Annotated in this window: 21 protein-coding genes; 8 read left to right on the top strand and 13 right to left on the bottom strand. The window is 71.9% G+C overall.

Going from position 1 to position 23,401, the window contains the following annotated elements:
* Window positions 1–59: 59 nt before the first annotated feature.
* Together OG904_RS09745 and OG904_RS09740 are read right to left on the bottom strand one after the other, a co-directional pair.
* A complete protein-coding gene (locus OG904_RS09745) occupies window positions 60–329 on the bottom strand; it encodes a hypothetical protein (protein WP_405489381.1) in 270 nt (89 codons plus the stop codon).
* On the bottom strand, window positions 326–1,237 hold the full coding sequence (locus OG904_RS09740) for an SPFH domain-containing protein (protein ID WP_405489380.1): 912 nt from the start codon (window positions 1,235–1,237) through the stop codon (window positions 326–328). The genes OG904_RS09745 and OG904_RS09740 overlap by 4 nt, the downstream gene beginning before the upstream one ends.
* Window positions 1,238–1,492: 255 nt before the next feature.
* On the opposite strand from OG904_RS09740, the gene OG904_RS09735 reads away from it, so the two are divergent.
* Window positions 1,493–3,748, top strand: coding sequence for a transglycosylase domain-containing protein (locus OG904_RS09735; protein WP_405489378.1), 2,256 nt, complete (start codon window positions 1,493–1,495; stop codon window positions 3,746–3,748).
* A 97-nt stretch (window positions 3,749–3,845) separates the two neighbouring features.
* Here the strand turns inward: OG904_RS09735 and OG904_RS09730 are convergent, their stop codons facing one another.
* The 3 genes from OG904_RS09730 to OG904_RS09720 form a co-directional block, all read right to left on the bottom strand.
* On the bottom strand, window positions 3,846–6,077 hold the full coding sequence (locus tag OG904_RS09730) for a SpoIIE family protein phosphatase (protein WP_405489376.1): 2,232 nt from the start codon (window positions 6,075–6,077) through the stop codon (window positions 3,846–3,848).
* Window positions 6,078–6,330: 253 nt separating this feature from the next.
* Complete coding sequence (locus OG904_RS09725) at window positions 6,331–7,074, bottom strand: DUF402 domain-containing protein (protein WP_405489374.1); 744 nt, start codon at window positions 7,072–7,074, stop codon at window positions 6,331–6,333.
* Window positions 7,075–7,185: 111 nt separating this feature from the next.
* The gene (locus OG904_RS09720; RefSeq protein WP_405489372.1) at window positions 7,186–8,601 is read right to left on the bottom strand and encodes a class II fumarate hydratase; all 1,416 of its coding nucleotides are present in this window, start codon (window positions 8,599–8,601) and stop codon (window positions 7,186–7,188) included.
* Window positions 8,602–8,707: 106 nt separating this feature from the next.
* Here OG904_RS09720 and OG904_RS09715 point away from each other — a divergent pair, with 106 nt between their 5' ends.
* Entirely contained in the window at window positions 8,708–10,243 is a 1,536-nt protein-coding gene (locus OG904_RS09715; protein ID WP_405489370.1) for a ricin-type beta-trefoil lectin domain protein, read from the top strand.
* Window positions 10,244–10,332: 89 nt separating this feature from the next.
* Here OG904_RS09715 and OG904_RS09710 read toward each other — a convergent pair whose 3' ends face one another.
* Both OG904_RS09710 and OG904_RS09705 read right to left on the bottom strand, forming a co-directional pair.
* Entirely contained in the window at window positions 10,333–11,100 is a 768-nt protein-coding gene (locus OG904_RS09710; protein WP_405489368.1) for a glycerophosphodiester phosphodiesterase, read from the bottom strand.
* Between the two features lie 170 nt (window positions 11,101–11,270).
* Window positions 11,271–12,935 (bottom strand): fumarate hydratase, encoded by a 1,665-nt coding sequence (locus OG904_RS09705; RefSeq protein ID WP_405489366.1) that lies wholly within the window; start codon window positions 12,933–12,935, stop codon window positions 11,271–11,273.
* 150 nt (window positions 12,936–13,085) lie between these two features.
* Here OG904_RS09705 and OG904_RS09700 point away from each other — a divergent pair, with 150 nt between their 5' ends.
* From OG904_RS09700 to OG904_RS09690, 3 genes are all read left to right on the top strand, one after another.
* On the top strand, window positions 13,086–13,766 hold the full coding sequence (locus OG904_RS09700; RefSeq protein ID WP_405489364.1) for a DUF1707 domain-containing protein: 681 nt from the start codon (window positions 13,086–13,088) through the stop codon (window positions 13,764–13,766).
* Between the two features lie 229 nt (window positions 13,767–13,995).
* On the top strand, window positions 13,996–14,595 hold the full coding sequence (locus OG904_RS09695; protein ID WP_405489362.1) for a TIGR03086 family metal-binding protein: 600 nt from the start codon (window positions 13,996–13,998) through the stop codon (window positions 14,593–14,595).
* A 137-nt stretch (window positions 14,596–14,732) separates the two neighbouring features.
* The gene (locus OG904_RS09690) at window positions 14,733–15,107 is read left to right on the top strand and encodes a WhiB family transcriptional regulator (RefSeq protein WP_405489360.1); all 375 of its coding nucleotides are present in this window, start codon (window positions 14,733–14,735) and stop codon (window positions 15,105–15,107) included.
* Window positions 15,108–15,258: 151 nt separating this feature from the next.
* On the opposite strand, the gene glpX is transcribed toward OG904_RS09690, so the two are convergent.
* A complete protein-coding gene (glpX, locus tag OG904_RS09685) occupies window positions 15,259–16,290 on the bottom strand; it encodes a class II fructose-bisphosphatase (RefSeq protein WP_354379662.1) in 1,032 nt (343 codons plus the stop codon).
* Between the two features lie 211 nt (window positions 16,291–16,501).
* Here glpX and OG904_RS09680 point away from each other — a divergent pair, with 211 nt between their 5' ends.
* Entirely contained in the window at window positions 16,502–17,032 is a 531-nt protein-coding gene (locus OG904_RS09680; RefSeq protein ID WP_405497900.1) for a DUF4245 domain-containing protein, read from the top strand.
* A gap of 150 nt (window positions 17,033–17,182) precedes the next feature.
* On the opposite strand, the gene OG904_RS09675 is transcribed toward OG904_RS09680, so the two are convergent.
* The 4 genes from OG904_RS09675 to OG904_RS09660 form a co-directional block, all read right to left on the bottom strand.
* Window positions 17,183–17,773, bottom strand: a complete 591-nt coding sequence (locus OG904_RS09675) for a malonic semialdehyde reductase (RefSeq protein WP_405489358.1) — start codon at window positions 17,771–17,773, stop codon at window positions 17,183–17,185.
* Between the two features lie 95 nt (window positions 17,774–17,868).
* Window positions 17,869–18,117 (bottom strand): exodeoxyribonuclease VII small subunit, encoded by a 249-nt coding sequence (locus OG904_RS09670; protein WP_405489356.1) that lies wholly within the window; start codon window positions 18,115–18,117, stop codon window positions 17,869–17,871.
* A 76-nt stretch (window positions 18,118–18,193) separates the two neighbouring features.
* The gene (xseA, locus tag OG904_RS09665; protein WP_405489354.1) at window positions 18,194–19,411 is read right to left on the bottom strand and encodes an exodeoxyribonuclease VII large subunit; all 1,218 of its coding nucleotides are present in this window, start codon (window positions 19,409–19,411) and stop codon (window positions 18,194–18,196) included.
* Window positions 19,412–19,420: 9 nt separating this feature from the next.
* Window positions 19,421–20,848, bottom strand: coding sequence for an APC family permease (locus OG904_RS09660; RefSeq protein ID WP_405489352.1), 1,428 nt, complete (start codon window positions 20,846–20,848; stop codon window positions 19,421–19,423).
* Between the two features lie 86 nt (window positions 20,849–20,934).
* Between OG904_RS09660 and OG904_RS09655 the strand changes: the two genes are divergently transcribed.
* Both OG904_RS09655 and ppgK read left to right on the top strand, forming a co-directional pair.
* Window positions 20,935–21,999 carry a 4-hydroxy-3-methylbut-2-enyl diphosphate reductase gene (locus OG904_RS09655; RefSeq protein WP_405489349.1) on the top strand — a complete coding sequence of 355 codons (1,065 nt, stop codon included), beginning with the start codon at window positions 20,935–20,937 and terminating at the stop codon, window positions 21,997–21,999.
* 98 nt (window positions 22,000–22,097) lie between these two features.
* On the top strand, window positions 22,098–22,850 hold the full coding sequence (gene ppgK / locus OG904_RS09650; protein WP_405489347.1) for a polyphosphate--glucose phosphotransferase: 753 nt from the start codon (window positions 22,098–22,100) through the stop codon (window positions 22,848–22,850).
* Window positions 22,851–22,894: 44 nt separating this feature from the next.
* On the opposite strand, the gene OG904_RS09645 is transcribed toward ppgK, so the two are convergent.
* Window positions 22,895–23,383, bottom strand: coding sequence for a DUF6542 domain-containing protein (locus tag OG904_RS09645; protein ID WP_405489345.1), 489 nt, complete (start codon window positions 23,381–23,383; stop codon window positions 22,895–22,897).
* Window positions 23,384–23,401 lie beyond the last annotated feature (18 nt).

Below are 23,401 nucleotides of genomic sequence, written 5' to 3'. Positions count from 1 at the left end.
GCCTCGTATTCGGTGAGAGACCCCCCCCGGGGTGACGCGCAGAGCGTACCGAGGCGGCTTCAGGAATCCGGAGAGGCGCGGGGGCGGCCGCGGGGCGGGATGGGGCCCGCTCCGCCGGGGAGCCGGCCGGCCTCGGCCAGGGCCCTGCGGAGCAGGAACTCGATCTGCGCGTTGGCGCTGCGCAGTTCCTCGCCCGCCCACCGCGCGAGCGCGTCGTGCACCTGCGGGTCGAGCCGCAGGAGCACCTGCTTGCGCGCCTGACGGCCGGCCTTCGGCGCCGCCGTCGGCTCCCCGGCCCCGGCGGGGCCCGTACCGCCGTCGGAACTCACTGGTAGAGCGTGCCCGTGTTGACGACCGGCTGGGCCGCGCGGTCGCCGCAGAGGACCACCATCAGGTTCGACACCATCGCCGCCTTCCGTTCCGGGTCGAGGTCCACGATCTCCTGCTCCGCGAGGCGGGTCAGGGCGAGCTCGACCATACCGACCGCGCCCTCGACGATCTGCGTGCGCGCGGCGACGATCGCACCGGCCTGCTGGCGCTGGAGCATCGCGGAGGCGATCTCCGGAGCGTACGCGAGGTGGGTGAAGCGGGACTCGATGATCTGGACGCCGGCCGCCTCGACGCGGGTGGACAGTTCGGCGGCGAGCTTCTCGGTGATCTCCTCGGCGTTGCCGCGCAGGGACAGGCCGCCGTCCTCGTGGGCGTCGTAGGGGTACTCGATGGCGATGTGCCGCACGGCCGCCTCGGTCTGGGTCTCGACGAACTCGGTGAAGTCGTCGACCTCGAAGACGGCCCGCGCGGTGTCCTCGACCCGCCACACCACGACGGCCGCCAGCTCGATCGGGTTGCCGTAGGCGTCATTGACCTTCATGACGGCCGTCTCGTGGTTGCGCACCCGGGTGGAGAGGCGCTGACGTGAGGTCAGCGGGTTGACCCAGCGCAGTCCGTCGGTGCGGATCGTGCCGCGGTAGCGGCCGAACAGCTGGACCACGCGGGCCTCGCCCGGTGCGACGGTGTTCAGCCCGCCCATGCAGACGAGGGCGGCGATGACCAGGAGGACGCCCGCCGCGACGAGGGCCACCTTGACGCCGTCGGACCCCGACACCGCGCCGAGCGCGATCAGGCCCGCTCCGGCGGCCACTCCCGCCAGACCGAGCAGCAGCGCGAGCCCCCCGCGCACGCTGTGCGCGGGGAACTCCCGTACGCCGGTCTCGGTCCCACCTGTGGTGTTCGTCATGATCTGCCCCGTTTCCCTTCAGCGGCGGCCGGTCGAACCGCCTAGCAAAGTGATATCACTTTTTCGGGGCGGATGACAGGACTCCGGCTTCGCGGCAACCCGCAGGCGCATTCGCGCGTCGGTTCCGTTGGGGGCGGGTGCTGATTCTCACGTCCGAATTGACCGTTATTGGTGTTGGTTGGCCGGACTTTGTCACAGCCTGCGGTGTTAGCTTTCTGAGCTGACGTCGGGGGGTTATCGAGCGGAGCGGGAGCGATGGGCCGAGCAGAAGCGCGAAAGGCGCAGCAGCAGCGCGGTGCGCGAAGGGCACCGCGCGAGCGCGCCAAGGGTGCGGGTGGGGGGTCGGGCAAACCGGCCGGCATACGTCGCTTCTTCACCTGGAAGAAGATCCTCGGGACCTTCTTCGGGGCGATCGTCCTCGGCATGGCGGCCCTGGTCGGCCTCTACTTCTACGTGGATCCGCCGGACCCCAACGCCGAGGCGCTGACGCAGAACAACGTCTACAAGCTCGCCGACGGCACCGTCATGGCCCGGGTCGGCACCACGAACCGCCAGATCGTGTCGATCGACAAGATCCCCAAGGACGTGCAGACGGCCTTCATCGCGATCGAGAACAAGTCCTTCGAGACCGACCGGGGCGTCGACCTCAAGGGCGTGGCCCGGGGCCTGTTCAGCACCGTCACCGGCAAGGGCAAGGCCGGCGGTTCGACGATCACCCAGCAGTACGTCAAGAACTTCTACCTGACGCAGGACCAGACGGCGACCCGCAAGCTGAAGGAGCTGATCATCTCCCTCAAGGTCGATCAGCAGTTGAAGAAGCCCGAGATCCTCGCGGGCTATCTGAACACCAACTTCTACGGGCGCAACTCCTACGGCATCCAGGCCGCGGCCCAGGCCTACTACGGGGTCGACGCCGACAAGCTGACCCTGGAGCAGGGCGCGTACCTCGCCGCGGTCCTCCAGGCCCCCAGCCAGTACGACTGGGCGACGGCCGGGCCGAACGGCAAGCACCTCGTCATGGTCCGCTTCAACGCCGTCCTCGACAACATGGTCGACATGGGCAAGCTGGACGCGGCCAAGCGCAAGGAAATGAAGTTCCAGGAGCCGATCAAGCCCAAGGCGGCCCCCGGCATGGAGGGTCAGAAGGGCTACCTGATCCAGGCCGCCGACGACGAGCTCAAGCGGCAGACCGGCATGACCGAGGCCGAGCTCAAGGCCGGCGGCTGGGAGATCACCCTCACCGTCGACCCGAAGAAGCAGGCCGCCCTGGAGGCGGCGGTCCAGGACGAGCTGGAATCCAAGCTCGACCGCAAGGGCCGCGCCGTCGACGCCGCCGTCCAGGCGGGCGCCACCTCCGTGGACCCGAAGACCGGCGCGATCCTCGCGATGTACGGCGGCACGGGACAGAGCGAGCAGTGGGCCAGCAACGCCCTGCGCAAGGACTTCCAGCCGGGCTCGACCTTCAAGCCGGTCGTGCTCGCCTCCGCCCTGGAGACCGGGGCGAGCACGCAGGACGGCAAGCCGATCACCCCGAACACCCTCTACGACGGCACCAGCAAGCGCCCCGTGGTCGGCAGCTCCGTCCCGTTCAACCCGCAGAACCAGGACGACCGCGACTTCGGCAACCCGATGATGACGGTCCAGTCCGCCACCAACTCCTCGGTGAACTCCGTGTACGCCCAGATGATCGTGGACGTGGGTCCGAAGAACGCGAAGAAGACCGCCCTCCAGCTCGGCATGCGCGACCGCGACGGCTGGCCCGAGGACAAGCCGGCCATGTCGCTCGGCACCATGAGCGCCGACACCCTGGAGATGGCCGGGGTCTACGCCACCTTCGACAACCACGGCAAGAGGGTCACCCCGAGCATCATCAAGTCCGCCGAGCACAAGGACCGCGAGTACAAGCCGGTCCGCGCCGTCGGTGACCAGGCCATCAGCCGCAAGACCGCCGACACCGTCACCAAGGTGCTCACCGGCGTCGTCGAGGACGGCTCCGGCCAGGCCGTCAAGAGCTCGGCCTACGAGGCCGCGGGCAAGACCGGCACCACCGAGAAGAACGTGGCCGCCTGGTTCACCGGGTTCACCCCGGAACTGGTCACCGTCGTCGCGATGTTCGGCGACGAGCCCGGCACGCACACCCAGACCAGCCTGACCGGTACCGCCGGCGGCGGACGCGCGGGCGGCTCCAGCTTCCCGGCCGCGATCTGGAAGCAGTACACGCTCGCCGCGCTCAAGGGCGTGGAGACCGACTCCTTCAAGCTGGACGACGCGGAGATGGGCAAGGTCCAGACGCCGACCGGCACCAGCACCCCGTCGAGCACGCCGAGCCAGACCGCGAGCACCCCGCCGCCGTCCGCCAACACGCCGTCGACGCCCGCTCCGAGCCGGACGCCCTCGCCGACGCGCACCCCGAGCCCGACTCCGACTCCGACCCCGTCGCCGACGCGCACCCCGACTGCGACGAAGTCGCCGCCGAAGCCGGACGACCCGGACCCGCTGCCGAAGCCGTAGGCCCCGGGCGGCAGCCCGCCCCGCCGCCGATGCCAATGCCAACGCCCCCGCAGCAGCGGGGGCGTTGGCATTGGCATCGGCGCGGGTGGCGGCGCGGTCAGCGCCCGTCCTGCGCGCCCGGCAGGGCGAGCTCGAACCAGACGACCTTTCCGCTGCTCAGCCGGGTGGCACCCCACCGGCGGGCCATCCGGTTGACCAGGAACAGGCCGCGGCCGCCCTCGTCGTCGTCCCGGGCCCGGCGCTGGCGCGGCAGCTGCGGGGAATCGTCGCCGACCTCGCAGCGCAGTACGTCCGTGCGCAGCAGCCGCAGGGTGACCGGCCGCTCGGCGTACCGCACGGCATTGGTCACGACCTCGCTGACCAGCAGTTCCAGCGAGTCCTGGAGCTCCTCCAGCCCCCAGCGGGTCAGCGCCCGGCGGGCGAACCGGCGGGCCCGGCCCGGAGCGGTCTCCTCCGGGTCCAGGAACCAGTACGCCACGTCACTGGGCGCGATCCCGTCGAACCGGGCCGCGAGCAGCGCGATGTCGTCGTCCCGGTCCCCGGGGCCCAGCATGTCCAGGATGTCGTCGCACAGGGCCTCCAGCGGCGGCGGGTGGTCCAGGCCCGTCAGCTGGGCGGTGGTGGCGAGCCGCTCGCGGAGCTGCTCGATGCCGGTCCACACGTCGCGCAGGCGGGATTCGACGAGGCCGTCGGTGTACAGGACCAGGGTGGCCCCGGCCGGGGCGTCCAGCTCCACGGCCTCGAAGTCCACGCCGCCGACGCCGATGGGGGCGCCGGGGGGTACGCGCAGCACCTCGGCGCGGCCGCCCAGGTGCAGCAGCACCGGTGGCGGGTGGCCGGCGTTGGCGATGGTGATCCGGTGCGAGACCGGGTCGTAGACGGCGTAGAGGCAGGTGGCCATGCGGTCGGAGCCCAGGCGCTGTGCCTGCTCGTCCAGGTGGTGCAGGACCTCGGCGGGCGGCAGGTCGAGCTGCGCCAGCGTCTGGGCCGTCGTACGGAGCTGTCCCATGATCGCGGCGGAGGTCATGGAGTGCCCCATGACGTCGCCGACGACGAGTGCCACCCGGCTGCCGGGCAGGGGTATGGCGTCGTACCAGTCGCCGCCGACCCGGGCCGTCTCGGCGGCGGGCAGGTAGCGGCTGGCGAGGCGGACCCCGGTGGGCTGGGGGAGGCTGTCGGGCAGCATCGTGCGCTGGAGCTCGTCGGCGATGTACGCCTCGCGCCCGTAGAGCACGGCCTTGTCGATGCCCAGGGCGGTGTGGGTGGCCAGTTGGGCGGCGACCAGCAGGTCGTTCGTCTCGAAGGCCGGCCGCTCCGGGGTGCGCAGGAACACCGCCGCGCCGATGACGCGGCGGCGGCCCCGCAGCGGGGCCAGGATGGCCCGCTGGCCGCGCGGTACGGGGTGGTCGGCGCCCAGCAGCTCCGGGAGCGCGGCGCGGGCGGCGGCGGAGGACCCGAAGACGGGCCGTACGCCGCGCAGCACCTCGGCGAGCGCCCCGCCGGGGCGGATCTCGCACAGCTCGGCGGCGGGCAGGTCACCCTGCGGGCCGACCAGGGCCAGCTGGCTGAAGTCGAGCTCGCCGTCGGGCGTCATCGCGGGGCCCCCGGCGGAGCCGGAGCCGGTGCTCGCGCTCGTGGCGGCTCCGGTGAACTCGTCGATCGGCCGGAGCCGGTCGGTGCGGCGGAGCCTTAAAACGACCGGTCCGACGGGTCGTTCGTCGCCGACGGGGAGCGGGTCGCGCAGGTAGACGAGGATGGCGTCGGAGAAGGTCGGCACGGTGGCCCGGCACAGGCCGAGCACGATCTCGTCGAGGTCGATCCCGCGCGCGATCCGCCGGGTGGCGGCCCCGACGAAACGCAGCCGGTCGCCCTCCCGCCGCGCGATGCCCGTGTCGGGCAGCCCGGCACCGGCGCCCGTGCCCGTGCCCGGGCCCGGGCCGGGCAGGGAACCGGACCCGGCGCTCTGGCCCGCCACGAAGCCGCCGTCCTGGCCGGGCGCGGAAGCGGACCGGCCCGGGTTCCCGGCCGAGCCGCCCGCGGCCGCCGCGATGCCGCGCGCGGCTTCACCGTCGGGTCCCGGGGCCGCAGCGGTGGCACCGGGCTCCCCGGCAGGGGTGGTCGTCCCCTCGCGCGGGCGCGCCGCGCCGCGGGGGTGCGGGAAGTCGGCAGCCTGGGTCTGCGCATGCGTGCGTACGGCCTCGGCCGCCGGGACCTGGGCTTTGCCGTGTCCCTGCTCCTCCGTACGACCGCCGGAGGCACTCGGCTCGTCCGTCCGACCGCCGGAGGCGACCGGCTGTGGGCCCTCCTGAGAGGTGGGGTACTCCGTCACGCGTGGCATTCCGTCCGTTTGCGCTCGATGTGCGCTGCACTCAACTCGGTCAGTCGCGGTATACCCGCTCAGCGGCGGGGACACCATCACCCCGCGGTTCCGCGTCCCGCTCGTTACCTCTCGCTTCGCGTGAACCTCCGGCCAAGTACCGCGCATCTGGCGACATTTGCCGAAGGGAGACCGTACGGCGGCGCCGCCGACGCCCCGGCGGAGGACGATCCTACGTTTGCCCCCCGGGGGCGCATCAAGGGTCTCATGAGGTCATATGCGCCGGAGTGCGGTCCCAGTCCTCCGGCAGCGCCGGTACGCCCCAGGCCGGGTCCGGCCGCCAATCCTGCCAGCCCTCGGAGAACGGCGGACCCCAGGCCCTGATCACGTCCACCGCGGCGCGGCCCGCCGCGCGCACCCGCCGGGCCTGTTCCGGGTCCATCAGGCCGGACCGCTGGGCCTGCGCGAACTCGTCCTCGTCCCGCCACAGCCAGGTGCGGTCCGGGTAGACGGAGATGTCCAGGAAGTGGTCCTCGGAGTCGACGCCGCCGGACCAACGCGTCCGCGGCTCCTCCAGATTCACGTACCAGCTCTTGAAGCGCCAGCCGTGCTCCCAGAAGAGCCACACCGACCACGGTTCCCCGGGACGCGCCAGCTTCAGCACGCCCGCCCCGAACCAGCGCGACCGTACGGTGGTCCGCGGCGCCGTGTACCGGGTGGCGAGCGGCTCCTCGTGGACCGGGGTCCCGTCGGCGAGCACCGGCTTGACGCACTCGGTCCCGGGGGCCATCCACACGGCGAGGAGCTCGTCGGTGTCGGTGACCACGGTCACGGGCCGGCAGATGTGCACGGCGCCCTTCGGGCCGGGCGCGTGGTCGCGGTAGCGCCACAGGATCTGCTCCCCGGGCGCCCAGTGGGCGTGCTGCGCGGCGCCCCGCCCGCCACCCCGTGCGGCGCCCCGCGCCGCGCCCCGTGCGCTGCCGCCCCCGCGGCCTCCGGTACCTGTCATGCGCAGATCTTAGGGCTGGGGCCCGGATTATCGCTGCGGTGCAGGTCACCGAGGTGTACGGGGACGGGAAACGACCGGATCCGGACCCCGGCGGGGGGCGGGGCGGCCGCGTCAGGGGCGGGTCATCCGCAGGACGTCCAGCGCCTCGTCGAGCTGCTCCAGGGTGAGGTCGCCGCGCTCCACGTAGCCCGACTCCAGGACGACCTGGCGGATCGTCTTGCGGTCCGCGAGGGACTTCTTGGCCACCTTGGCGGCCTCCTCGTAGCCGATGTAGCGGTTCAGCGGGGTCACCACGGAGGGCGAGGACTCGGCGTACTCCCTGGCCCGGGCCGTGTTGGCGGTGATTCCGTCCACGGTGCGGTCGGCCAGCAGGCGACTGACGTTGCCCAGCAGGCGGATGGATTCCAGGAGGTTGCGGGCCATCACCGGGAGCATCACGTTGAGCTCGAAGTTGCCCGCGGCGCCCGCCACCGCGACCGCCGTGTCGTTCCCCATCACCTGGGCGGCGACCATCAACGCGGCCTCCGGGACGACCGGATTGACCTTTCCGGGCATGATCGAGGACCCCGGCTGAAGATCCGGGAGATTGATTTCGGCCAATCCGGTGCGCGGGCCGGAACCCATCCAGCGGAGGTCGTTGCAGATCTTGGTGAGGGACACGGCGACCGTACGGAGCATTCCCGAGGTCTCCACCAGGGCGTCCCTCGCCCCCTGCGCCTCGAAGTGGTCCCGGGCTTCGGTCAGCGGCAGCCCCGTGACCGCGGCCACCTCGGCGATCACGGCGGCGGAGAAGCCGGGCGGGGTGTTGATCCCGGTGCCGACGGCGGTCCCGCCCAGCGGCAGCTCGGCCAGCCGCGGCAGCGCCGCGCGCAGCCGCTCGACGCCGTAGCGGAGCTGGACCGCGTACCCGCCGAACTCCTGGCCCAGGGTGACCGGGGTGGCGTCCATCAGGTGCGTACGCCCGGACTTGACCACCTCGGAGAACTCGGCGGCCTTGCGCTCCATCGCACTGGCCAGGTGCTCCAGTGCCGGGACGAGCTCGCCGGTGACGGCGGCGGTGGCGGCGATGTGGATGGAGGACGGGAAGACGTCGTTGGAGCTCTGCGAGGCGTTGACGTGGTCGTTGGGGTGGACGGGGCGGCCGAGCCGCTCGGTGGCCAGGGTGGCGATCACCTCGTTGGCGTTCATGTTGGACGAGGTGCCGGAACCCGTCTGAAACACGTCTACGGGGAACTGCTCGTCCCAGTGGCCCTCGGCCACCTCGGCGGCGGCCGAGGCGATCGCCGCGGCGATGTCCTCGTCGACCACGCCGAGCCGGGAGTTGACCACGGCCGCCGCGGCCTTGATCCGGGCCAGCGCCTCGATGTGGGCGCGCTCCAGGTGCTGTCCCGAGATGGGGAAGTTCTCCACGGCGCGCTGGGTCTGAGCTCGCCATTTGGCGTGTTCGGGGACGAGTACCTCGCCCATGGAGTCGTGCTCCACGCGGAACCCCTCGGGGGTCGCGCCGGTCTTCTGGTCGTCGGTCATGTGTGGTGCCTCCTCAAAAAGTTGAGCAATTGTCTTGTTCGGACTGTTCCCAACTCGCCTACTGGCCAGTAAATACCGGGGGTAACACCGAGATCGGGAGGCGCTCATGGCACGTGTCCGTACACAATCCAGGCTCAGATCTACCTTCGCCGCCGTCGCGGCGGTCGCGGCCGCCCTCGGCGGCGTCACCGCCATCACCCCCATGGCCCACGCGGCTCCCGCCGCCGGGGCCGCCACCGCGGCCACGCCCCTCACGCCCGAACTGGAGGCCGTCCGGGCCGCCGAGGCCGTCAAGATCTACGGCGACCCGGCCGTCCGCCCGCTCGCGGACCGCAAGACCGGCCTGATCTCGCTCGGCGACAGCGAGATTTCGGGCGAGGGGGTCGGCAACTACGACCCCGCCACCAACACCTCGTCCAACCAGTGCCACCGGTCGCCGGACTCGGCGATCCACCGCACCGGCATCGCGGCCGACTACACCTTCAACGTGGCCTGTTCCGGTGGCTACACCGGCAACATCAAGATCGGCGGCAGCAAGCAGTACGCCGACGAGCTGGTGCAGAGCGACAGTCTCGCCATCAAGGCCCGCAACACCAGGATCAAGATGGTGCTGCTCGTCGCCGGAGCCAACGACGACCTGCAGTTCGGTCCCGTCATGACCGACTGTGTCACACGCTGGGTGCTCAGCCAGGGCACCTGCGAGCCGAAGTACGGTCCGGGCTGGCAGGGTCGCGTCGACGGCCTCAAGCCCAAGGTGGAATCGACGATCGCCGACCTCAAGACGGTCATGCGCGACGCCGGTTACGCCGACTCCGACTACAAGCTGGTCGTGATGGGCTACCCGAGCCCGATCGGCCCCGACTTCAACGACAACCCCGACTTCCCCGGAAAGCTCCCCGGAGGCTGCGCCGGCTACGACTCCGACGCCGCCTGGGGCCGCAACTACGCGGTGCCCGCCTTCGAGAAGGGCATGCGCGCGGCCGCCCTCGCCGCGGGCGCGACCTACCTCGACAACTCGCGGCTCTTCCAGGGCCACGAGGTCTGCATGGAGGACACCTGGGCCCGCGGCCTCTACCTCGACCTCGGGGACCACTTCCCGTGGGACGAGAACACCGCCCGCCAGTCCTTCCACCCCAACTACCGCGGCCACGGCGCCTTCGCGTCCTGTCTGACCCAGCTCTACGACTCCGGCCTGCGCGAGGCATCCTGCGCCGACCCCGCGAGCACCGGCACCCCCGTCCTGCAGGCCGGGGCCTGGGACGACCTGTACAAGCCGCTGAAGAACGAGGCGACGGGCAACTGCCTCGACTCCAACGGCGGCTCCAGCGCCAACAACACCAAGGTCATCGGCTGGGACTGCCACGGTGGCCGCAACCAGGGCTGGTGGTACGACCCGGCGAAGAAGTCCGTCCACATCGAGCTCACCCAGGACCGCTGCCTCGACGCCCCCGGCGCCAACTACGGCAACGGCACCGCGATGATCATCTGGAACTGCCACGGCGGCGCCAACCAGCAGTTCGTCCGTGACGGAGCCACCCTGCGCCCCGCCGCCGCCCCGGGCATGTGCCTGACGGTGGCCGCGGCCCACGAACCGCTGCGCCTGCAGACCTGCAACGGCTCGGCGAACCAGCGCTTCGTGTAGCACCCCGCAAGCCCCGGACAGACCCGCACCACCCCCGCCAGATCTCTCTCCCCCCCCACGCCCGGCCGGCGCACCCCGGCCGGGTGCGGTCACATGTCTTCGAGGAGCTTGCGCACGTCGCGGGGCCGGTTGGTGATGACCGTGTCCACGCCCAGGCGCACGCAGAGCTCCAGGTCCTCGGGCTCGTCCACGGTCCACACGCGCACCCGGAGCCCCTTCGCCTTCAGCCGGCCCACCAGCCCCGGGTCCTGGCGGACCAGGTCGATGCCGGGGCCCGCGTGGGTGGCGTACGGGGGACGGAGCGGGTGGACCCTGCGCTCGGTCAGGTACACGGCGGGCAGCCCGGGCGCGAGCCGGTGCAGCCGGGTCAGCGCGGAGCGGGAGAAGCTCATCACCTCGACCCGGCCGGCCGAGCCGTCGGCCAGCCCGTACTTCCGGAGCATCCGCACCAGTTCGGCCTCCAGCCGGCCGCCCGCGCGGGTCGGGTGCTTGGTCTCCACGGCGAGCCCGACGGGATACGGTGCGGCCAGCGCCTCCCGGAGCAGGTCCTCGAAGAGCAGCACCCGCGCCCCGGCGTGCGCGGCCCCCTTCCAGGCGCCGAAGTCGAGCGCGCGCAGCTCCTCGTACGTCATCTCGGAGACGACCCCGCGCCCGTCGGAGGTCCGCTCCACCCGCCGGTCGTGCACGCAGACCAGCCGGTGGTCGGCGGTGAGCCGCACATCGCATTCGAGCGCGTCGGCCCCGTCGTCGATGGCCTGCCGATAGGCGCCGATGGTGTGCTCGGGGTACTCGTGGGAGGCCCCGCGATGGGCGATGACCCGCGTTTCGCGGGCCGCGTGGAGGGACGGCGCAGTCATGCCGCAAACGTTATCCGGACGCGCCGAACGGCCCGGTGCAGGATGCCGCACCGATGGCTGAACAATTCGTGACGCTGCACTGCGGGCGAGCGCGGAAGGGGGGCCGGCCCCGGGGGTGAGCACCCCCGGGGCCCGTCGCGGCGGGGCGGACCCGCCCTGCCGGCCGCGTGCTACAGGCCCGGGCCGCGGACCGGGATGTGGGTGAAGGTCGGCTCCGGGGCCGGGTTCTGGAAGAAGTCGTTGCCCTTGTCGTCGACCACGATGAAGGCCGGGAAGTCCTCGACCTCGATCTTCCAGACGGCCTCCATGCCGAGCTCCTCGTACTCCAGGACCTCGACCTTCTTGATGCAGTCCTGGGCCAGGCGCGCCGCCGGGCCGCCGATCGAGCCGAGGTAGAAGCCGCCGTGCGCACCGCACGCGTCCGTCACCTGCTGCGAGCGGTTGCCCTTGGCCAGCATGACCTTGGAGCCGCCCGCCGCCTGGAACTGCTCGACGTAGGAGTCCATGCGGCCGGCCGTGGTCGGGCCGAAGGAGCCGGAGGCGTAGCCCTCGGGGGTCTTCGCGGGGCCGGCGTAGTAGACCGGGTGGTCCTTCAGGTACTGCGGCATCTCCGCGCCGGAGTCCAGCAGCTCCTTGATCTTGGCGTGCGCGATGTCGCGCGCCACGACCAGCGGGCCGGTCAGCGACAGGCGGGTCTTGACCGGGTGCCGGGTGAGGGTCGCGAGGATCGACTCCATCGGCTGGTTCAGGTCGATCGAGACCACGTCCGCGGAGTCGGCGAGGTGCTCGTCGGTGGTCTCCGGCAGGAAGCGCGCCGGGTCCCGCTCCAGCTGCTCCAGGAAGACGCCCTCGGCGGTGATCTTCGCGGTGGCCTGGCGGTCCGCGGAGCAGGAGACGGCGATCGCGACCGGGAGGGAAGCGCCGTGGCGCGGCAGGCGGACCACGCGGACGTCGTGGCAGAAGTACTTGCCGCCGAACTGGGCGCCGATGCCGATCTTCTGGGTCAGCTCGAAGACCTGCTGCTCCAGGTCCAGGTCGCGGAATCCGTGGCCGAGCACGGAGCCCTCGGTGGGCAGCTCGTCCAGGTAGTGGGCGGAGGCGTACTTCGCGGTCTTGAGCGCGTGCTCGGCCGAGGTGCCGCCGACCACGATCGCCAGGTGGTACGGCGGGCAGGCCGCGGTGCCCAGCGAGCGGATCTTCTCCTCCAGGAACTTCATCATGGAGGTCTCGTTGAGGACCGCCTTGGTCTCCTGGTAGAGGAAGGACTTGTTGGCGCTGCCGCCGCCCTTGGCCATGAAGAGGAACTTGTACGCGCCGCCGTCCGTCGCGTACAGCTCGATCTGCGCGGGCAGGTTCGAGCCGGTGTTCTTCTCCTCCCACATGGTGACCGGGGCCATCTGCGAGTAGCGCAGGTTCAGGCGGGTGTAGGCGTCGTAGATGCCGCGGGAGAGGGCCGCCTCGTCGCCGCCCTCGGTGAGGACGTTCTGCCCGCGCTTGCCCATCACGATCGCCGTGCCCGTGTCCTGGCACATCGGCAGGACGCCGGCCGCCGCGATGTTCGCGTTCTTGAGCAGGTCCAGGGCGACGAACTTGTCGTTCGCCGAGGCCTCGGGGTCGTCGATGATGCGGCGCAGCTGCGCGAGGTGCGCGGGGCGCAGGAAGTGCTGGATGTCGTGGATCGCCTCTTCGGCGAGCAGGCGCAGCGCCTCAGGCTCGACCTTGAGGAACGTACGGCCGTCGGCCTCGAAGGTGGAGACGCCTTCGGAGGTCACCAGCCGGTACGGGGTGGAGTCCTCGCCCAGGGGCAGCAGGTCGGTGTACGCAAACTCTGGCATGACGGCAGTCATTCCCTCACTCGGCAGACGGCGCTGGCGACCAATTGGCAGCGCGGTAACCAGCGTAGGACCTCTTCCGGTGGCTTTTGTTGTGAGGTAAGGCTCACTGGCCAGTATCGCGATCTATCGTGTCTCGCTATGCTGGGTGGCGTGGACCTGGAAAAGCACCCCTCCGCCCCTGCCCCCGCGCCCGCCGCCGAGCTGCGCGCCTCCGACGCGGACCGGGACCGGATCGCGCAGATCCTCTCCGACGCACTCGCCGAGGGCCGGCTCACCTCCGAGGAGCACTCCGGCCGGCTCGACTCGCTGTACTCCCTCAAGACGGTCGGCGAGCTGGACGTGCTCGTACGGGACCTGCCCGCGCCCGGAGGCGGCGCCCGGCAGCAGCCGGCGTACGCCGCCGGGACCCCCGGGGGTCCGGTGAGCGGTCCGGACGGCCCCGTCGAGACGCTGGTCGCGGTGTGCAGCAGTTCCTCCCGCAAGGGCCGCTGGCGGCCGGGCGCGCACACCCGCGCCGTCTCCGTCCTCGGCGACATCACCATCGACCTCACCGAGGCGGTCTTCGAGCAGCAGGTCACCGAGATCAACGTGACCTGCGTCCTCGGCAACGTCGAGGTCCTGGTCCCGGAGAACGTCACGCTGCGCGGCTACGGCAGCGGGGTCCTCGGCAACTTCGAGGTGCGCGGCGAGGGCAGCGGCGAGACCGACCCGCACGCCCCGGTCGTGATCGTCCGCGGCTTCGCGCTGCTGGGCAACATCGAGGCCCGCCCCAAGCTGGGCGCCCGCCTGGTGGATCTGGCGCTCAAGCTCCGCAAGCGCCTGGAGGGCTAGGCCGGCTCTTTCGGATCTGTGTCGGCCGAGCCCCCGGCAGTGCGGCCGGGCGCGGTGCCAGGCGTCGCGGGCCCGGCAAGATCCGAAAGGGACGGCCCAGGCAGGTGCCCCGGCAGGTGCCCCGGCAGGTGCCCCGGTAGGCAGGCCGGGGTCTGCCGTCCGGCCGACACGCCCGCAACTCGCGCTGAGATCAGGCCCTTTGGTCGAAGACTGTTTGTACGGTCGGTCCATGACCGCATCCAAGTGGGACCTGCTCGACCAGGCGTACGCCGCGCTGCGCTCCGTCGTCGACGGCATGCCGGCCGACGCACTGGACCGGCCGACACCGTGCGACGAGTGGAATGTCGGCCAAGTGCTCCAGCACGCGGCCGGTGACCAGCTCGCCTACGCCGGCCGTCTCACCGGCGGACCGGGACCGGCCGAGGACCCCTTCGCGCCCACCGGCACCCTGGCCGGTACCCCCGCCGGGCTGCTGGAGCCGGCCCTCGAAGCCGCCGCCGAGGCCTTCGCCGGGGTGGAGCCGGGCGCGGAAGGGGTCGCCGTCCCGCTGCCCCCGTTCGCCGTCTCCGCCGAGACCGCGGTCGGCGCGGCCGCCCTCGACGCGGCCGTCCACGCCTGGGACGTTGCGGTCGCCACCGGCCTGCCCTCCCCGCTGACCCCCGGCCTCGCCGCGGCCCTGCGCCCGGCCGCGGAGGAGCTCGCCGAACCGCTGCGCGGCTTCGCCTACGCTCCGGCGCTCACGCCCGCGCCCGACCGGGATGCCGACCCGGCCGCATCGCTGCTCGCCTTCCTGGGCCGCCGGGCCGACTGGACACCACCCGTCGTGTGACGGGTGTGACGGCACGGGCAGCGTCACGTTTCGGTCGAACGGTCCGGATCGGCGGCACTCGGTGCATAGGGGCGCGCACAGCGGGTAGGGACAGGTGCATCGTCTCTCGCTCGCGTATACGTCGTCAGGAGTAGACCGTGCCGCATCCGCCGCGCCAGTCCCTGCAGGTAGCCGCCGTCCAGAGTCTTCAGCGGCGCCCGGCGGCGGCCGTGCCGAAGCCGCGGGTGCCGGCCAGGGAAGAGGACGGTCCATGGCACGCGGACGCGGTGTGCCGACGTGACGAGGCCGGGCTGTTCTTCGCCCCCTCCAAGGAACCGACCGCGGCACGGCTCTCCCGTGAGGACGCCGCCAAGCGGGTCTGTGCCCGCTGCCCGGTCATGGTCGCCTGCCGGGAGCACGCGCTGATCCAGCCGGAGCCCTACGGCGTCTGGGGTGGGCTGACGGCCGCCGAGCGCCGGGTGGTGCTGGCCCGGCGGCGGCGCCGGGCGGGGGAGCTGCGCGAAGCCTCGTAGGGGACGAAGCCCCGTAGGGCAGGAGGCGTCGTGGGTCACGGGGTGTCGTGGGCACGAAGCCCCGTGGGCGCGGAGAGCCGCAGGCACGGCATACGGCAAGGGGCGTTCCCGCCGCACGCGGGAACGCCCCTTTCGCCGTGCCGTCTACGGCCTACTGGGCGCGGTCGAAGTCGATCGCGCTGTAGGCGCGGAGCTTCGAGAGCCGGTGGGTCGAGTCGATCTGCCGGATCGTGCCCGACTTCGAGCGCATGACCAGCGAGGAGGTCGTCGCGGTCTCCGAGCGGTAGTGGACGCCGCGCAGCAGCTCGCCGTCCGTGATGCCGGTGGCGACGAAGAAGACGTTGTCGCCGGAGACCAGGTCGTTGGTGTGCAGGACCCGGTCCAGGTCGTGACCCGCGTCGATGGCCTTCTGGCGCTCGGCCTCGTCCTTGGGCCACAGCTTGCCCTGGATGGTGCCGCCGAGGCACTTGATGGCGCACGCCGAGATGATGCCCTCGGGGGTGCCGCCGATGCCGAGGAGCAGGTCGACGCCCGTGCCCTCGCGCACCGCCATGACCGAGCCGGCGACGTCGCCGTCGGAGATGAACTTGATGCGCGCGCCGGTCTCGCGGATCTCCTTGACGATGCCCTCGTGGCGGGGGCGGTCGAGGATGACCACGGTGACGTCCTCCACGGCCATGTTCTTGGCCTTGGCGACGCGGCGGATGTTGACGGAGACCGGGGCGTTGATGTCGACGAAGTCGGCGGCCTCGGGACCGGTGACCAGCTTCTCCATGTAGAACACCGCGGACGGGTCGAACATGGTGCCGCGGTCGGCGGCGGCCAGTACGGCGATGGCGTTCGGCATGCCCTTGGCGTTCAGGGTGGTGCCGTCGATCGGGTCCACGGCGATGTCGACCTCGGCACCGGTGCCGTCGCCGACCCGCTCGCCGTTGAAGAGCATCGGGGCTTCGTCCTTCTCGCCCTCGCCGATGACGACGACGCCGTTCATCGAAACGGTGGAGATCAGGGTCCGCATCGCGTTGACGGCAGCGCCGTCGGCGCCGAGCTTGTCGCCGCGCCCGACCCATCGGCCCGCGGCCATGGCGGCGGCCTCGGTGACCCGGACGAGCTCCAGGGCGAGGTTGCGGTCGGGTGCCTCCGGAGAGACTTCGAGCTGGGGCGGCAGGTTGTGCTCGGTCATCGGAGCGCACCTTTCTGTACGGCGACGGCCGGAAGTGAGGGTCCCTGGACTCTATCGGTACGTCGACATATTGAGCAGACCGGGTCACGTATGAGCGCCATATCGGTCAGCCGATTGTCCTGAGCGGACATCTTGCGCCGCCCGCGCAGCGCCACGCGGACCCCGGCGGTGATCGCCCGCGGCCATGCGGGACGATGGTGTCGTGGCAGGTATGAAAGGCAAGCAGACGGTTCTGGACATGGTCCGGTCGCTGGTCGTGCTCGGCGTCGTGGTCGGGGGGATCTACGTGGTCATCCCACATGACGAGAAGGCCGATCCGACGCGGGTGATCGACTACCGGGTCGAAACGCTCACGGCCCGGCGCGCGGCTCCGTACCCCGTGGCGGCCCCCGTCGGGCTGCCGCAGGAGTGGCGGGCGACCTCGGTGGCCTACGAGCGCAAGAGCGCCAACGCCTGGCACCTGGGCTTCCTGGACCCGCAGCAGCAGTACGTCGGCGTCGAGCAGTCCACGGACGCCACGGACGGGTTCATCGGGAAGGTCACGCAGAAGGCGAAGGCCACCGGGCAGACGCAGCAGGTCGGGGACCGGACCTGGGAGCGCTGGGACGGCGAGAAGTACGACGCGCTCGTGCGGCACGAGCAGGGCTACGTCACGGTGGTGACCGGGACGGCCTCCTTCGAGCAGCTCGGGGCGATGGCCGCGGCGCTGGAGTTCAAGCAGGGCGTCGAGAAGCAGGGCTGACGCGCGCGGGCCGGGGCCGGCTGACGCGCGCGGCGGTACGCGAAAGGGCCGCGCGCCCCGGGGTTCCGGGGTGCGCGGCCCTCTGCGTTACTGCGGCGCGGCGGCTGCGGTGCCGCGTTGCCGCGGCTGCCGTGCTGCGGGAGCGGTGGCTCAGACGGTCGTGATGACCTGGTCGAACTCCAGGCGCGGGGAGCGCGGGAACCAGGCCTCCTCGCCCGGCTTGCCGATGTTGATGACCATCAGCGGGGTGTGGTCGCCGTCCAGGAACTCCTTCTGGACGCCGGCGAAGTCCAGGCCGGTCATCGGGCCGGCGGCCAGGCCGGCGGCGCGGATGCCCACGATGAAGTACGCGGCCTGCAGCGTGGCGTTGACCAGCGCGGACTGCTCGCGGACCGGACGCTCGGCGAAGAAGACGTCCTTGGCCTGCGGGAAGTGCGGGAGCAGCTGCGGGAGCTCCTCGTGGAACTCGTTGTCCGCGGACAGGATCGCGACCAGCGGGGCGGTGGCGGTCTTGGGCCGGTTGCCCTCGGCCATGTGCTTCACGAGACGCTCGCGGGCCTCGGGGGAGCGGACCAGCGTGATCCGCAGCGGCGTCTGGTTGAAGGCGGTCGGGCCGAACTTCACCAGGTCGTAGATCGCCTGGATCTGCTCCTCGGTCACCGGCTCGTCGGAGAACGTGTTGGCGGTACGCGCCTCACGGAAGAGGAGGTCCTGAGCGGCGGCGTCGAGAACGAGAGACATCGGAAAGCCTTCTTCTGTACGGAACTGAAGCGATGCTCCGAGATTACGACGGAGATAGGTGAAAGTTCAACTAAATCCTGTCGGGGTGACCGAGGTCACTCCCCGCGGTCCTCCCCGTCGGCCGCCGTACGGCCCTCCGCGGCCTCACGGGCCGCCAGCGCCGAGTCCAGCCGGGCGCGGGCGCCCTCCAGCCAGTGGCGGCACACCTTCGCGAGCTCCTCGCCGCGCTCCCAGAGCGCGAGGGAGTCCTCCAGCGAGGTGCCGCCGGCCTCCAGCTTGCGGACGACCTCGATCAGTTCGTCCCGGGCCTGCTCGTACCCCAGCGCCGCGTCCGTCTCGGCCATTCCCGATCCCACCTTATATGTGTAGTACAACGAATTTGTTGCGGCGGTATGTCGTCCCGTCCGCGTCCCGTCCGCCCTACGAGGCGTCGTCGCAGACCCGTACCGAGAACGCGCCCTCCGCCACCCGCGCCCGCAGCACGTCACCCGCAGACACGTCCTCGGGCGAACGCACGACGTGCCCGTCGGCCCGCTGCAGCACCGCGTACCCGCGCTCCAGCGTGGCGGCCGGGGACAGCGCCACCACGCGGGCGAGCGTGTGCGCCAGCTCCGAATCGGCCCGGTCCAGCAGGTGCCCCAGGGTCCGCCGGCTCCGTGCCAGCAGGGCGTCCAGCTCCGCCTCCCGGGTCTCCACCATCCGCTGCGGATGGACGAAGACCGGCCGGGCGAGCGCGTGCGCGAGCCCCCGCTCCTCCCGGTCGAGCAGCCCGCGCACGGCGCGCAGCCCCCGGCCCTGCAGCTGGCGCACCCGCTCCAGCTCCTCGCCCACGTCCGGGACCACCTTCTTCGCGGCGTCCGTGGGCGTGGACGCCCGCAGGTCCGCGACAAGGTCCAGCAGCGGGGAGTCCGGCTCGTGCCCGATCGCCGAGACCACGGGGGTACGGGCTGCCGCGACGGTCCGTACGACCTCCTCGTCGGAGAACGGCAGCAGGTCCTCCACGCTGCCGCCGCCGCGCGCCACGATGATCACGTCGACCTCGGGCATGGCGTCGAGCTCCTTGACCGCCTCGATCACCTGGGGCACCGCGTGCACCCCCTGGACGGCGACGTTGCGGACCTCGAAGCGGACCGCCGGCCACCTGCGCCGGGCGTTCTCCAGCACGTCGCGCTCGGCCGCCGAGGCCCGGCCCACGACCAGCCCGATCAGCTGCGGCAGGAAGGGCAGCGGCTTCTTGCGGTCCGCCGCGAAGAGCCCCTCGGAGGCCAGGGAGCGCTTGAGCCGCTCCAGGCGGGCCAGGAGCTCGCCGATGCCGACGGGCCGTATCTCGGTCGCCCGCAGGGACAGCTGCCCGCGCGGGGCGTACCACTCCGGCTTGGCGAGCACGACGACGCGCGCGCCCTCCGTCACGGAGTCCGCGACCTCGTCGAAGACCTGGCGGTAGCAGGTCACGCTGAGCGAGATGTCGTGCGAGGGATCGCGCAGCGTCAGGAAGACCACCCCCGCCCCCGGCCGCCGGGAGAGCTGCGTGATCTGCCCTTCCACCCACACCTGGCCGAGCTTGTCGATCCAGCCCCCGATGAGCCGGGACACCTGACCGACCGGCAGCGGCGCGTCAGCCGACGTATTCAGACCCATGCGTGCAGGCTAACCGCCCGCACCGACAGCGGCGCCGGGCCCGGAGCCGCGATCGCCCGCGCGTCGCCCGCGCTGGGCCACCAGCACGCCCAGGCCCACCAGCAGCCACACCGCCCCCACCAGCTGAGCCGTCCACGAGGCCTCGACGATCACCGCGACGGTCACGGCCGCGCCGAGGACCGGGAGCACCAGGTGCGTGAACCAGTTCGGGGCGCCCTCGCGCCGCTTGACCACGAACCAGCCGACCACCGAGGCGTGCAGCAGGGTGAACGCCACCAGCGCCCCGATGTCGACCACCGAGACCAGGTGGTCCAGGCCGTCGTCGCGGCGGGCCGCCCACACGGCCGCGACCAGCGTCACCGTCGCCGCCACCAGCAGGGCCGGGCGCGGGGTGCCGTGCGAGGTACGGGCGAGCGCGCGCGGCAGCCGCCGCTCGCGGGCCATCGCGAAGAGCAGCCGGCCGGCCGCGGCCTGCCCCGCCAGCGCCGCGAAGGCGGCCCCGATCGCCTTGCTGACGGCGACCAGGTCGTGCAGCCACATCCCCACGGAGGCCTCCACCGTCGTGTAGAAGGCCGAGCCCTGCTTCCCCGGATCGGCGGCCAGCTCCGCCGCCGAGAGGGGGCTGAGGAGGGCCGCCAGATAGGTCTGGGCGATGAACAGCACCCCGGTCAGGGCCAGGCAGAACAGCACGGCCCGAGCCACCTTCGCGCTGCCTCCCGTCACCTCCTCGGCGAAGGAGGCGATGGCGTCGAAGCCCAGGTAGGACAGGACCGCCACGGAGACCGCGCCGAGCACGGCGGCCATCGAGAAGCCGCCGAGCGAGCCGTCGCCCGTGAAGGGGGAGAGCCAGCCGCGGTGCTCCGCGCCCCGGGCCAGTACGGTCACCGCCGAGACCAGGAACACCAGCAGGACCGCGATCTCCATGGCCAGCACGGCGAAGCCCACCCGCGCGGCGGCCCGTACGCCCCACAGGTTCAGCAGCGTGGTCACCACCACCGCCAGGGCCGTCCACACCCACCGGGAGACCTCCGGGACCAGGGCGTTCATGGCGATCCCGGAGAAGAGGTACGCGACCGCCGGGATCAGCAGGTAGTCGAGCATCGCCATCCACCCGGCGATCAGGCCGGGGCCCTCGCCGAGGCCCTTGCGGGCGTACGTGAACACGGAGCCGGCCTGCGGGGCGACCCGCACCATCTGCGCGTAGGAGAAGGCGGTGAAGGCCATCGCGACCGTCGCGAAGAGGTAGACCAGGGCGACGGCGCCGTGCGATTTGGCGTCCAGGGTCCCGAAGACGCCGACCGGGGCCATGGGGGCGATGAAGAGCAGCCCGTAGACGACCAGGTCCCGGAAACCGAGACTGCGGCGCAGGGCGGTACCGGGCGCGCGGGGCGCACCGGGTGGGCCGGGCGTCGTGCTGGAATCCGTCACGGACGCCATCGTTCCTCCGGGGGATCGCCGGTGTGGATGTTCGACCCAGTCTCTGCCGAACGGGGGACGCCCGGCCTGCTGGAGACCCCCGTACGATGGAGCCTATGACTGCTCCCGCCCCTGCTGCCGCATCCCGCCGCGTCCTGCTCGCCGCCCCCCGCGGCTACTGCGCGGGCGTCGACCGAGCCGTGATCGCTGTCGAGAAGGCCCTCGAGCAGTACGGTGCGCCGGTCTACGTCCGGCACGAGATCGTGCACAACAAGTACGTGGTCCAGACCCTGGAGAAGAAGGGCGCCGTCTTCGTCGAGCGGACGGAGGAGGTGCCCGAGGGCTCCATCGTGATGTTCTCGGCGCACGGCGTCGCCCCGGTGGTCCACGAGGAGGCGGCGCGCGGCAAGCTCGCGACGATCGACGCGACCTGCCCGCTGGTCACCAAGGTGCACAAGGAAGCGATCCGGTACGCGAACGAGGACTTCGACATCCTCCTCATCGGTCACGAGGGCCACGAGGAGGTCATCGGCACCTCCGGCGAGGCCCCGGACCACATCACCATCGTGGACGGCCCGCACGACGTGGAGAAGGTCACCGTCCGCGACGAGTCGAAGGTCGTCTGGCTGTCGCAGACCACGCTCTCCGTCGACGAGACGATGGAGACGGTCGGCGCGCTGAAGACCAAGTTCCCGCTGCTGGTCTCGCCGCCGAGCGATGACATCTGCTACGCCACCTCGAACCGCCAGGAGGCGGTCAAGGTGATGGGCGCGGACTGCGACCTGGTCATCGTCGTCGGCTCCAAGAACTCCTCGAACTCCATCCGGCTCGTCGAGGTCGCCCTCGACGCGGGCGCGGGCGCCGCGTACCTCGTGGACTTCGCGAGCGAGATCGACGAGGCCTGGCTGGAGGGCGTCACCACCGTCGGTCTGACCTCGGGCGCCTCCGTGCCGGAGGTGCTGGTCGACGAGGTGCTGGCGTGGCTCGGCGCGCGCGGGTACGCGGACGTGGAGATCGTCAAGACCGCCGAAGAGTCGATCGTCTTCTCGCTGCCGAAGGAGCTGCGCCGCGACCTGCGTGCGGAGGCGGCGGAGCTGGTGGCGGGCCGGGGCGCGGGGTCGGGCGCGGAGCCGGACGCGGAGCCGGGCGCGGAGCCGGGCGTGCAGAAGTAGGTCCGTTCGGTCCGTTCGGTCGCTCCGTTCGGTCGGTCCGGTCCGTCCGGTCCGTCCGTAACAGAGCGCATCGGCGGGCCGTTTCGTACGGTGTGTCCATGGAGATCTTCGGCGTGGACATCGGTGGTTCCGGGATCAAGGGCGCTCCCGTGGACCTGAACCGTGGCGACCTGGCGCAGGAGCGCCACAAGGTACTGACACCGCATCCGGCCACCCCCGACGGGGTGGCCGGCTGTGTCGTCGAGGTGGTGCGCCACTTCGACTGGAACGGCCCGGTGGGGGTGACGTTCCCGGGGGTGGTCACGGGCGGGGTGACCCGGTCGGCGGCCAACATGGACAAGGGCTGGGTGGGCGTCGACACGGCGGCGCTGCTCTCCTCGCGCCTGGACGGCCTGCCGGTCACGGTCCTGAACGACGCGGACGCTGCCGGGGTCGCGGAAATGACCTACGGGGCGGGGCGCGGGGTCGCCGGCACCGTCATCCTGCTCACGCTGGGCACCGGGATCGGCAGCGCCCTCTTCACGGACGGGCGGCTGGTGCCCAACACCGAGCTGGGCCACCTGGAGCTCAAGGGCCACGACGCGGAGACGCGGGCTTCGGTGAAGGCCAAGGAGGACGGGGACCTGACCTGGGAGCGCTGGGCGCACCGGGTGGGTAAGTACCTGGCGCACGTGGAGATGCTGTTCTCCCCGGACCTGTTCATCATCGGGGGCGGCGTGAGCCGCAAGCCGGAGAAGTTCCTGCCGCTGATCGAGGGCGTACGGGCGGAGATCGTTCCGGCGAAGCTGCAGAACAACGCGGGCATCGTGGGCGCGGCGATGGCGGCGCGCCCGGCGTCGGCGTCCGGGTAGCCGCTGCTGTCGCTGTCGCTGCCGCCGGTGCTGCCGTCGGCCGGTCAGGCGACGCGTCGGGGCATCCGCCGGCGGCCGATGAGGACGGCCTTGCGCACGACCGCGATGAGCGCGGCCACCAGCGTCCCGGCGTACAGCCAGCCGGCGTGCAGGGACAGCGCGGACACCAGCCCCATCACCTCCCCGGCGAAGCCGCCGGAGCCGCCCGACACGGGCCACACTCCGGCGGCGAAGGCGATCGGGGCGGTGATGGGTGCGGTGATCAGGTCGGCCGGCCGCACCCACAGGGCGGTGGCCGCCGCCACGGGCAGGAAGAGCAGCCCGTAGGCGAACAGCGAGGCGTCGAACAGCAGCCAGTCGATGCCGCCGACCAGGAACATGGCGGCACAGGCGAAGATCCCGCCGCCGATCCCGGTCAGCCGGGGCCGCGGCAGGCGCCGTACCGCCGGCCGGCCGGGGGCGGCGGGCCCCGATGCCTTGGCGGCGGCCCGCTCCGCTGGGTGACGTACCGTACGCGCCTTGTATCGCTCCACCCCACAAAACTAGGCGGG

Source organism: Streptomyces sp. NBC_00096 (assembly GCF_045041305.1).
Taxonomy (GTDB): domain Bacteria; phylum Actinomycetota; class Actinomycetes; order Streptomycetales; family Streptomycetaceae; genus Streptomyces.
This window is presented reverse-complemented; position numbering and strand designations above follow the sequence as displayed.